The 10,286-nt window shown below is 46.7% G+C and carries 9 protein-coding genes; 2 read left to right on the top strand and 7 right to left on the bottom strand.

The annotated features are described in order from the left end of the window. The first annotated feature begins 4 nt into the window (after window positions 1-4). Both L0U89_RS03870 and L0U89_RS03865 read left to right on the top strand, forming a co-directional pair. Entirely contained in the window at window positions 5-1,876 is a 1,872-nt protein-coding gene (locus L0U89_RS03870) for a Piwi domain-containing protein (RefSeq protein ID WP_234860323.1), read from the top strand. Between the two features lies 1 nt (window position 1,877). Continuing rightward, window positions 1,878-2,918, top strand: a complete 1,041-nt coding sequence (locus tag L0U89_RS03865) for an SIR2 family protein (RefSeq protein ID WP_234860322.1) — start codon at window positions 1,878-1,880, stop codon at window positions 2,916-2,918. A gap of 326 nt (window positions 2,919-3,244) precedes the next feature. On the opposite strand, the gene L0U89_RS03860 is transcribed toward L0U89_RS03865, so the two are convergent. The 7 genes from L0U89_RS03860 to L0U89_RS03830 all read right to left on the bottom strand — a co-directional run bounded on the left by L0U89_RS03860 (window position 3,245) and on the right by L0U89_RS03830 (window position 10,077). Then, complete coding sequence (locus L0U89_RS03860) at window positions 3,245-4,027, bottom strand: LytR/AlgR family response regulator transcription factor (protein ID WP_234860321.1); 783 nt, start codon at window positions 4,025-4,027, stop codon at window positions 3,245-3,247. A 3-nt stretch (window positions 4,028-4,030) separates the two neighbouring features. Beyond that, window positions 4,031-5,056, bottom strand: a complete 1,026-nt coding sequence (locus tag L0U89_RS03855; RefSeq protein WP_234860320.1) for a sensor histidine kinase — start codon at window positions 5,054-5,056, stop codon at window positions 4,031-4,033. A gap of 150 nt (window positions 5,057-5,206) precedes the next feature. Further along, window positions 5,207-5,890, bottom strand: a complete 684-nt coding sequence (locus tag L0U89_RS03850) for an ABC transporter ATP-binding protein (RefSeq protein ID WP_234860319.1) — start codon at window positions 5,888-5,890, stop codon at window positions 5,207-5,209. Next, entirely contained in the window at window positions 5,887-7,134 is a 1,248-nt protein-coding gene (locus tag L0U89_RS03845) for an ABC transporter permease (RefSeq protein ID WP_234860318.1), read from the bottom strand. Before L0U89_RS03845 ends, L0U89_RS03850 begins: the two co-directional genes overlap by 4 nt. Further along, a complete protein-coding gene (locus tag L0U89_RS03840) occupies window positions 7,131-8,240 on the bottom strand; it encodes an efflux RND transporter periplasmic adaptor subunit (protein WP_234860317.1) in 1,110 nt (369 codons plus the stop codon). The genes L0U89_RS03845 and L0U89_RS03840 overlap by 4 nt, the downstream gene beginning before the upstream one ends. Continuing rightward, complete coding sequence (locus tag L0U89_RS03835) at window positions 8,237-9,559, bottom strand: TolC family protein (protein WP_234860316.1); 1,323 nt, start codon at window positions 9,557-9,559, stop codon at window positions 8,237-8,239. Before L0U89_RS03835 ends, L0U89_RS03840 begins: the two co-directional genes overlap by 4 nt. A gap of 263 nt (window positions 9,560-9,822) precedes the next feature. After that, the gene (locus L0U89_RS03830; protein ID WP_234860315.1) at window positions 9,823-10,077 is read right to left on the bottom strand and encodes a hypothetical protein; all 255 of its coding nucleotides are present in this window, start codon (window positions 10,075-10,077) and stop codon (window positions 9,823-9,825) included. Window positions 10,078-10,286: the final 209 nt, after the last annotated feature.

Genomic DNA, 10,286 nt, shown 5'->3' with positions numbered 1-10,286 from the left:
GCTTATGTCAGAGATTAAACAAAATATTGTCCTTAATTTTTTACCGCTTAATGAGCAGGATTTTTCATTTACGGTTTATCGCAGATTAGTTGAGCACCAAGAAAAAAAATGGTCAGATAACATAAGAAGATACAATTTGCCAAGAAACCAAGGGGAATCGGAAAACTTCACCAGTTATTGGGTGAGTTTTAGTCAGTTTGAGAATTCTGAATCGTTCACAATTGAGGCAAACACAAATAACTATTTAACTGAATGGTATATTCATTTATTATTACACCAGAGGATAAACGAGCAACAATCTATAAAACAATATAATCACAGAAGCGATTTTAATGAGCTACGCACATATTTTGAAATTGAACGTTTTCCCGAAGGTACTAGGTCAGTTTGGCTAGAACCCTATTTTCTCAAAAAGAAACACAAATTCGGTTTTCTTATAGGTTTTCGATTTTTTCTCAATAAGAATCAGCCATTTAACAAAAGAGTGCAGCAACTCTCTTTTAGTCTCGATAATGACGGTAGAAGTAATAAGAACTTCCATATTGACAGTTTTAAGTATTTCAAAGAGTTTATTGGCAGATTAAATAATTCCATCAATCCATTAGCCAACAGCATTTCAATATCACAGTCATTTGAACCTATAGAAAGTGATTTACTTGCAACTAAAATCTATGAGTTTGCATACGGTAAAACTTCAAATTCCCAATTCAACGGCATTATGTCCAATGGGCCATTTCAGCAAGTAAACAACAACTTGCAATATGTCTTCTTGTTTCGTGAAGCTGAAAAGTCTTTGATGTTAGAACTAATGAAGGCTTTAAATGGAGATAAATACAATACTTTCAAAGGACTTGAAAAATTTAATCTCCCAAGAATTACTCCTAAAGAAAATCTAACTGCCATCAGAATTGCCGACTTTTCAGATGAAGAAATTGAAAGGGCAGTTGCAGAAATACCAACACAAGGAAATAGAGTTGTAATTTCAGTTTTTCCGAGAAATGAAGAACGCTTTTACTACTCGCTAAAAAACAGATGCCTTAAAGACAACATCTTGCTACAGGTAATTCATAATGAAACCATATTGAATGAATATATTTTTAAATGGTCTGTATCAAGTATTGGTTTACAAATATTCTCAAAATTAGGCGGTACTCCTTGGTTGGTTAAATCAACCCAACAAAAAACGTTGATGATTGGGATTGGTCATTCACAAAGTCGTAATCCAAACACAAATCAAATTCAAAGATTCTATGCTTACTCAGTTTTAGTAGAGTCAACAGGAAAATTTGTATCAATAAAGCCATTGGCTAACCATTCTAACAAAAGTGAGTATCTAAATGAAATTGCAAACAATGTTGGAGCTTTAATTGAAGAAAATCAGTCATATTCAAAAATCGTCTTTCATCTTCCATATAAAATAAGACAGGAGGAAATTGACACAATTAAAGAGGTTATTCAGCAGAAGAATAGTTCCGTATCAGTTGCAATGATAAGAATTAATGACACCTCAAAATTTCTTGGATTCAACTTATTGCAGAATAGTCTTGCGCCATATGAAAGCACCTTTGCAGAATTAAGTTTTCACGAGTTTTTAGTATGGACAGAAGGTTTAAATTTTCACTCCCCTAACGCAAACAAAAGATACGCTCATCCATTGATAATTGAATTTTTACATCCAAGAGGAACTGAAGTAAATCATTCTGAACATTTGCAAGAAATTTTGAATCTTTCAGGAGCAAATTTTAGAGGTTTCAACGCTAAGGCTTTACCAGTTTCGCTGTTTTATCCAAAGCTCATTTCAGACTTCAATAAGAATTTCAATGACTTTAATTTAGAACAGGTAATCACAGATAATAACAAACCTTGGTTTTTATAATATGCTAGTAAGGGACAACGATATAATTTTTATTCTTGGAGCAGGTGCAAGTGCAGATGCAGGGATACCGATACTTTCCGTAATGGAAAAAGATGTTCGAGATTTTATAGTCAACAAGGATGATTGGAAAAGCTACTACCAACTCTATCATCTTATAAAAGCCAGTTATAATTACTCTTATGAGATTCAAGGCAAAGAGGCATATTTCAATTTAGAAGTGTTATTAAACATCATTCAAGAACTTCTAAAAAAAGAAGAACACCCACTTTATCCTTTTATCGGTTCTTGGATAGTGAAATTTGATGAAGTTGTTAAAGATGAATTTGACCTAATAAAGTCCTTTGATAAAAAGATCAGAGGAAAGTTGGCAGAATGGGTAAAAATAGACAACGCTAAAAGACAGCGAATTGGCTACTTTGAAAGGTTCTTATCTTTCAAAAACGAAATGAATTTTCCCTTACACATTTTTTCATTGAACTACGACTTATGTATTGAATTAGCTCTAGGAAATGCAAAAGTTGAAAGAGGTTTTGATACCGAAGAAGGTGGCTATTGGAATTTCAGACGATTTATACAGCCATTAGAAAATATTGATGTTTTTCTTTATAAACTGCACGGTTCTGTTGATTGGGAAAGAGAAGAAAAGACAAAAAGGTTAACATATTCAAATGGTGAATCAAGCAATCCTGATTGGATTTTTGGCACGCAATATAAAATGCAATATATAGACCCTTACTTGTTCCTTTTTTCAGAATTCAGGAGAAGAATATTTGAATCCAAAATGATTGTGAGTATCGGATATAGCTTTTATGATGAACACATTAATGGTGTTATTTCAGATGCTTTGAGAGATAATCCAGAAAGAAAACTGCTATCTGTTTCATTGAAATTACCAAAAGAAGATATTGAAGTGAGACCAAATATTGATAACCAAATCATGAAACAGATTATCCCAATTTCTGACAAGAAGGCAAGAGAGTTTTTAGAATCAGATTTGACGAAAGACTATTTGAACCAGTATTTTGAGAATGAGGAGTTATAAAGACAGCCAACGCGCAGGTGTAAGCACATTTGCAAGCCGCACAAAACCAAGCACATACCAAAGCTTGCAAAAGAGCTTCCAACTTACCCAAGCTGGACAGAATCTTAAAGTTTTTTCCAAAAAACACGAAGTTGAAACACCTCAGAAGGCCTGACGTTCGACACAAATTCCGCAAATAGGATAGTACTAGGGAACGATATGTAGGAGGCCAACACACAACAGCCAGAGCCGTTGCAAACCCTCCACTTGAATCAAGTAACTAGCCATTTTTACACAAGCACCCGATTTTTTGAAAATGCTTGCAGAAACACCCACCCAAACCTCACCTACTCACCCCCCAGCATCCAGCGTTTGAATTGGGGGCTGCGCTCGCGGCTTATTTCGACGGATTGGAGCAGGGGGTTTTTGAGGGATACCTCAAGGCCCTTGTAGGTGGGTCTGATCTGCTTGACCTCGTCGATGCGGATGATGGTCTGCCGGTTGGCACGGAAAAAAACCGCAGGGTCCAGCTTGCTGTCCAGTTCTTCCATGGTCTGAAAGTCCGTGATGTACCGCTTTCCCTCCCGGGAAATCAAAAAGATCAGTTCTTCCTTCACGAAGCCCGAAACATCTGCGATCGTGATGGGCACCAGGCTGTTGTGGACCGTGACCAGCAGCCTTTCGAGGTAGACTTTTCCGGACTTGACGCGCTCCAAGGCCCTGCGAAGCTCCGGTAGGACAAAGGACTCCCGCCGTTTGCGGAGCTTTTCCAAGGCATTTTGGAGTTCCTTTTTTTCGATGGGTTTCAAGAGAAAATCCACGCTGTTGACCTCGAAGGCCCGAATCGCATATTGGTCAAAAGCTGTCGTGAAGATCACCGGACACTTGGGTTCGTAGCGCTTGAACAGGTCAAAGCTGATGCCGTCCGCCAACTGGATATCGGAGAAAATGATGTCCACCTCCTGGTCCTTTTCGAACCAGTCGAGGGCTTTCTTCACGCTCGGCAATATGGCCAATAGCTCTGTCTGCGGCAGCAAGTCCATGATATGCTTGCGCAGTCCATCTGCCACCAAGGGCTCATCTTCGAGGATGAGGATGCGGATCGGTTCGTTGGGGGAAAAGCCGTTCATAGGTCAGGAGGATTGGGGGATCAAAGGAATGATGACAGCAAACTTGCCCGGGCTGGACTCGGTCTCTAAGGCTTGGGGACTGAGATAGCTGTAGAGTTTGGCGAGGTCGGCTAGGCCTCTCCCGTTGGATTCCAAGACCTGTACCTTGGGATGGATCGAATTGCTGACGCGGAGCGTTTGCCCTTCAGCCTTAATCTCAATCCGCAGCGGATCTTCGGGATCGATGGCGTTGTGCTTGATGCAGTTTTCCAACAGGATCTGCAACGTGACGGGAACGATTCCCCCGTTTTTGGCTTCCTCGGGGATATCGATGGAGATGTCGACTCCTTTGCCAAAGCGGGTTTCCAGCAAGAAAACAAAATGTCCGATAAACGCGAGCTCTTCCCGCAGCGGTACAAGCGATTTGTTTTCGTGCAGCAGCACATAGCGGTATACCTTGGACAGGTTGGTCACGTACTCCGAAGCCAGCGCAGGCTGATCGATGATGAGGCTGTGCAGTGAACTCAGGGAGTTGAACAGAAAATGCGGATTCAGTTGGTTTTTGAGGTTGTCAAACTGGACTTGGGTCTTTTCCCGCTCCAGTCGCTCGGCATGCAGCAGGCTTTTTTTCCATTCGTTGAAGAAATATTTTCCAAAGAAAATGCTGTTGATCAGAAAGGACAAGGTCGCAAAGGTGGCGTAGGTGGTCATGCTGAACATCACGGAAAGCGATCCTTCGAGGTATTTGCCGGCGACCATGAAGAGTACCCTGTTGATGATGAGCATGTAGACAGCCCCAATCAGGAGTTGGACAGCCATGCGCAGCGCCAAACCTTTGGAATAGGGGAGCACGCGGTTCAGGTACCTTTCCATTCCCTTAAAAAACTCCCAGCTCAGGACCAAAAACAGGAAGGAAAAGCCGATTGTCTCCGGGGGAAACTCGCCTTTCAGACCCAAGTCGTCCCACAGGAGGTAGCGCGCCAATCCACTGAAAAGGGTGACGAATGCGATGATGGCATATTCGATCCAAATGTTCTTCTTGATCTTCATCTTGCGCGTATGGGGCGAAGGTTACGTGTTTTTTTTGGTCCTGTCAACTGAGGGTACAGGGAATTCCAGTTATCGAGGCTTCGTTCAAATCCTCGGACATAGGCTTGGCGTTGCGCGTCCCTTTCATTGACAAGCCTCCAAAATCCGAGTTTAGGAAATGATTCGGCCATCTTTCATCTCAATGATGCGGTCTGTTTTTGCTGCGAAATCATCGTCGTGCGTGACGGTGATGATGGTTTGGCCCAAGTCCCGGGTAAGTTTCCGAAAGGTATTGAAAACAATGTTGGAATTGACCGAATCGAGATTTCCTGTTGGCTCATCACCCATGATCAGCAGGGGATCATTGATGAGTGCCCGCGCGATGGCCACCCGCTGCTGCTGTCCGCCCGAGAGCCTCGAAGATGCTTTGTTGGCTTGGTCGGCGATGCCGAGCAGGTCGAGTTTCTCCATAGCCTTTTGTCGGATCACTTCCTCGGAATGTTTCTTGAGCTTGAGCGCTGGGATCATCACGTTTTCGAGGGCGGTGAACTCCGGCAGCAGGAAGTGAAATTGGAAGACAAAGCCGATGTGTTCGTTGCGGAAGCGGGCGAGGTAATCCGGTGACTTTCCCGTGAGTTCCTCGGCATTGATCTGCAGCTTGCCTTCGAAGTCCATGTCCATGGTGCTGAGCAGGTAGAGGAGCGTGGATTTTCCGCTCCCTGATTTTCCGATCAGGCTGAGGAATTCACCCCGCGTCACCTCGATGTCGATTTCCTTCAGGACTTGGAATGTTTCGGGCTCATGGAAATACTTGGTAATTCCCTGGGTTTTCAAAAGGATGTTGTCTGCGCTCATATGCCTCTGATGATTTCGATGGGGTCAATTTTTCCGGCTTTTCGGGAAGGCATCCATCCAGCTACGGCGGTAGTCAGCACACCGAATACGATGCCGATGAAGTAGTATTTCGAGTCAAAGTTGATCGGGAGGGAGTCCAAAGCGAGCAGTTCCCCGCCATCAAAAGGGACTTGGGCCAAGAGCAGCGAGAAGACATATCCGACCACCAGGCCGAGGAGACTTCCCACCAATCCGATGATCAGCGACTGGGTCAGGAAAATGCCGGTGACGTCTTTGGCGGCAAATCCGGTGGCTTTGAGGATCGCGATGTCTTTCATCTTGCTGTAGATGGTCATGTTGAGGATGTTGTAAATCCCAAATCCAGCCACGATCAACAGCGTGATCGATACCGAGTAGGTCATGATATCCCGGATAATAGCTCCGGCCAGTAGGGTGGAATTGGCTGTCTCCCAGTCCTCGGCTTTATAGCCAAAGTTGGCCTGGATGCCCTCCGCCTTCAGGCGTGCTGCCCGGTAGTTGGTGATCTTCAGGTTGAGGTCGGTGATGTAGCTGGCATCTTTTCCCAGGAGTTTTTGGACGGTAGCGAGGTTGGCATAGCTGCGTACATTGTCGATTTCGCCGAGTCCAAGCTGGAAGATGCCGACGACTTTCATGGTGTAAATCACCCCTTGGGGCGTAGTGACCATGAGCAAATCCCCCACGTTGGCGGAGAGCTTTTTGGCCAAGCCCGATCCGATGATCAGGCCATTGGAAGTGGTTTTCAATGCCGCAAGTGATCCCGCCTTGATTTTGGTGTTGAGGGCAAAGAGTTTGTCCTCTTCCATGATATCGACTCCTGCGACAGAGCCGTTGAGTTTCACGGGGCCGAAGTTGTAAAACACCTGACTGGTCAACCGCGGCGCGACACCGATCACTTCGGGATCCTTTCGGAGCAGTTCGGCGATCTGCCGGGCGTTGCGGATTTTATCGGACTCGTTTTTGGGCTTTACGCTGTGCACCTGGTTGAGTCCCTCGGGTCGGATCCTATCGAGGAGCGTGGCACGGGGCTCGGTGATGTCCTTGTAGATGCGGATGTCGGCGGAAGCGATTTTGGTCAGGTCCTCGGTGAAGTTGTTGAGCCCGGTCATCAGGCTGATCATCATGATGTACATCCCGATGCCAAAGGTCACGCCGAGCATGGCGACGATGGTTTGCTTGGGCTTGGACAGCAGGTGGGTTTTGGCGATTTTGAAGATGACGTTCATCGTTTGATCAGGTTTGATTCTGCGCTGAGCCCTTCCAATACTTCTACTTCCGAAAGGGTGCGGATTCCGGTGAGTACCTTGATTTTCTGTTCTTTTCCTTCTTGGAAGACCAGGACGCTATCGCCTGGCAGCAGGAGATTTCCTGGGATGACGAGTGCCTCGGGTTTTTCCCGTATCACAATGTTCGCTTCCAAAGCCAGTCCGGTGAGGGAGGCGGGAAGGCTGTCCTTCAGTTCAGCATCCACCCGCAGCATCTGGTCGACGGGATCGATTCTTGAATAGATTTTGCTGACTGTTGCTTGGAAGGTCTTGTCGGGAAAGGCATCCATTTCCAAGAGTACGTCCTGGCCGAGTCTCACGCGGCTGATGTCTTTTTCGTCGATCTTTAGGCTGCCCAAATAGCCCCGGTCTGAGCCGATGACCGCGAGGATGTCTCCCTTTTTGATCAGTTCTCCGGGAGAAAACGGTGACTCATAGAATATCCCGTCCCGATCGCTTTTCACTTGGAAGAAGTCCAATTCATCCTGTACCGTGCGCAGGTCTTTGCGGCTGGCGTCGAGGTCCCGGATTACCTGGTCCTGCTTGCCTTTGAGTTGGACGATGCTGCGCTCGAGGCTTTGGCGGGAAGATTCGTAAGCTTTTTTGGCGTTTTCATATTGGGAAATGGAAGCCGCTTTTTGCTCGTACAATCTCGATTGTCTGAGCCAATTCAGGGAGTCGGCAACAAACTGCTCCCTCGCGATGGCTACACCCTTTCGGGCTTCCTCCAATACCGGTGAGGAATCGGAAGCATTTCGCTTGGCAATCTCATAGGCAGTTTGCGCCGCTTGAAGGCGGCTGTCAAGGGCGACACCGGAAAGCGTGAACAGCAGCTGACCTTTGCTGACGCGCTCCCCTTCGTTTACAAAGGATTCCAGCAGTACCCCCTCGACTTGGGAGCGGATCACTGCCTGGTCGAGCGCCTCAAGGTAGCCTGAGGCATAGACGGCTTCGGTGACGGATTTGGTCTGCGGCGTCTGCGTATTGGGCTCGGTGCAGGAGAGCATGACCGCCGCGGTAGCGGATGCAAGGATGGTCATGCGGATTGTTTGTGATAGGTATTTCATCGGTTTTCGGCGTAAGATTGGTTTCTGATGGCAAGCAATGCTTTGGAAGTAAAGAGGTCGGAAAGCGCGATCAGGTATTCTTGCTGTTGCTCGATCCATTCGCGCTCCACCTGAAGGAGTTCATCGACAGAGATCTGACCTTCTGCCCACTGAATACCCGCCAACCGGAAATTTTCGGCATAGAGGTTCAAGAGCGGTCCGAATCCTGTCACAAGTCCTTGGTTTTGGATCAGGTCCGTTTCGAGTCTGTCGCGTTCTTCGGCAAGTAATTCACGGGTGCGCTGTTGCTGTTCTTTGGATATCTGCCAGTCCAGATAGGCAGTTTTGGTTTTAAGTCTTTTGAAGTTCCCTTGGAAAATGTCCCAATTCAGGCTCAGGCCAATGACGCCGACTTCAAAAGTGCCGGCCTCGCGCAGGCCAAATTCGTTGCCCAAGGCCTGTTGGAAGAACTGTCCGCTGGCTGCAAGCCTCGGCAGGTGCTTGGCCCGGGAATTTTTCCAGGATTGTTCATTCATGTTGACGAGGAGATCGGCTTTTTTCCATTCGGGCAGCGCCGCCAGCTCATAGTCGGCAAATGCGGGCTTCAGCTCAGATGCCTTGATCTTTTCGTCAAAAAGCAGTATCCGTTCTCCTGCGCCAATCAGGCTGCGCAGGGTTTGCCTGGCATTTTCCTCCTGTTTTTTCTGTCTGGAAAGTGCGTTTTGGGCTGCAAGTGCCGTTGCTTGGATTCTTTGGAAAGGTAGCGGCTCCATTTCCCCGGTTTGGTAGGTAATTTCCGCAAGGCGGTAGATCGAGTCCGACAGGTGGTGGCGTGCTTCGGCGAGTTTTCGGCTTTCCTGATGGAGCAGGAGCTGGTAGTAGGCCCTGGCAATGTCCTCGGTCCAAGCCTGTTCTTGTTGGGAGATATCCTGCAGGTTGTAGCGGGACCGCAGGCGCTCCGTTTTGATCCTACTCCAGAGCTCAGGGTCAAAAAGCGGCAAGGAAGCTTCAATGCCGGTACTTGTTTGAAATTGGGTGCCAAAACGGATTTCCGTGAAGGTACCTGGCTCGCCACCCACCGCCTCGGAGGGCAGAAGCTGCACGGGGAGCTGGAGGTAGTTGTCCCAAGTGGCGAATAGGCGTACTTTTGGAAGCAGCTCAGCGCTGCTCATTCGGGGGGCATATTCTTGCTGCTGTCCCTGCATTTTCCAGATCTTTTGCTCGGGGGCATTGGCCTTGGCGAAGAGCAGCACCTCTTCGAGGCTGTGGAGGTGGATTTCTTGGGCCTGAAGTGGGAGGCAACTGAGGTAGACCACTCCGACCGCAAGAATAATTCGCATAAATGGTGTGTTGGGCATTGGTTGAATGAATGTTTGATGACACCAAATTGGAGCCTTGTACCTTTAAGGGAAAAAAAAGGAAAGTGAAGCCGATGAAAAGGGATTCAAAGCGTGGTAATTTGCTTTTGAGGCGTTTGGGTGGTTTCGGGGATTTCGCCGATTTTGGTACTTGCATCGGCTATACGAAGCACATTTCAATATCATTTTTTGCGAAAATTAGTTATTGAATGGAAGGTAGTAGGGTCTTTGCCCTGCCCCGCGTACTATCCATGTTTGCATCTATCACAAGCTAAAATCCATTCCAATGAAACGCTCCGGCACGGCTGACCTGAAACTTTGTCCTCGAACGCTTTCTTGGTATTTGCAACGAGGAATTTGAACCTTACAGAATACAGGGCTACCAATGCCGCATCTATGTGGTCTATGGAAAAGAGTGATATCTCTACCTGTGCAACCGCTGGGCGGAGTACCCCTTGAACCTCTTTCGTGGACTGGCTGATATTTTGGGATGATTCCATGCTGGTTTTCGAATTCATGTAGACATGAAGCTTGGCGTGCGCTTTTGCAGCATGCTCAACTTCTTCGACTTTATTGTGTCCTGACGAAGCAATGCGGAGAATGTTGGGTCAGCCCTTAACCCCTGCTTTCCCTTCCACCCAGCTCCGCAAAAAGGCGATTGATTGTCCATCTAGATCGCCTATTTTTCGCCCCTTGTGGTTATATTTGG

The organism is Mariniradius sediminis (genome assembly GCF_021491425.1).
Classification (GTDB): Bacteria; Bacteroidota; Bacteroidia; order Cytophagales; family Cyclobacteriaceae; genus Mariniradius; species Mariniradius saccharolyticus.
Note: the sequence above shows the minus strand (reverse complement) of the source record. Positions and strands in the feature narration are given on the sequence as shown.

Coding starts and splice junctions, on each gene's coding strand:
- L0U89_RS03845 (WP_234860318.1), bottom strand. CDS start 7,134: ATGAACGTCATCTTCAAAATCGCCAAAACCCACCTGCTGTCCAAGCCC.
- L0U89_RS03850 (WP_234860319.1), bottom strand. CDS start 5,890: ATGAGCGCAGACAACATCCTTTTGAAAACCCAGGGAATTACCAAGTAT.
- L0U89_RS03835 (WP_234860316.1), bottom strand. CDS start 9,559: ATGCGAATTATTCTTGCGGTCGGAGTGGTCTACCTCAGTTGCCTCCCA.
- L0U89_RS03865 (WP_234860322.1), top strand. CDS start 1,878: ATGCTAGTAAGGGACAACGATATAATTTTTATTCTTGGAGCAGGTGCA.
- L0U89_RS03855 (WP_234860320.1), bottom strand. CDS start 5,056: ATGAAGATCAAGAAGAACATTTGGATCGAATATGCCATCATCGCATTC.
- L0U89_RS03840 (WP_234860317.1), bottom strand. CDS start 8,240: ATGAAATACCTATCACAAACAATCCGCATGACCATCCTTGCATCCGCT.
- L0U89_RS03870 (WP_234860323.1), top strand. CDS start 5: ATGTCAGAGATTAAACAAAATATTGTCCTTAATTTTTTACCGCTTAAT.
- L0U89_RS03860 (WP_234860321.1), bottom strand. CDS start 4,027: ATGAACGGCTTTTCCCCCAACGAACCGATCCGCATCCTCATCCTCGAA.
- L0U89_RS03830 (WP_234860315.1), bottom strand. CDS start 10,077: ATGGAATCATCCCAAAATATCAGCCAGTCCACGAAAGAGGTTCAAGGG.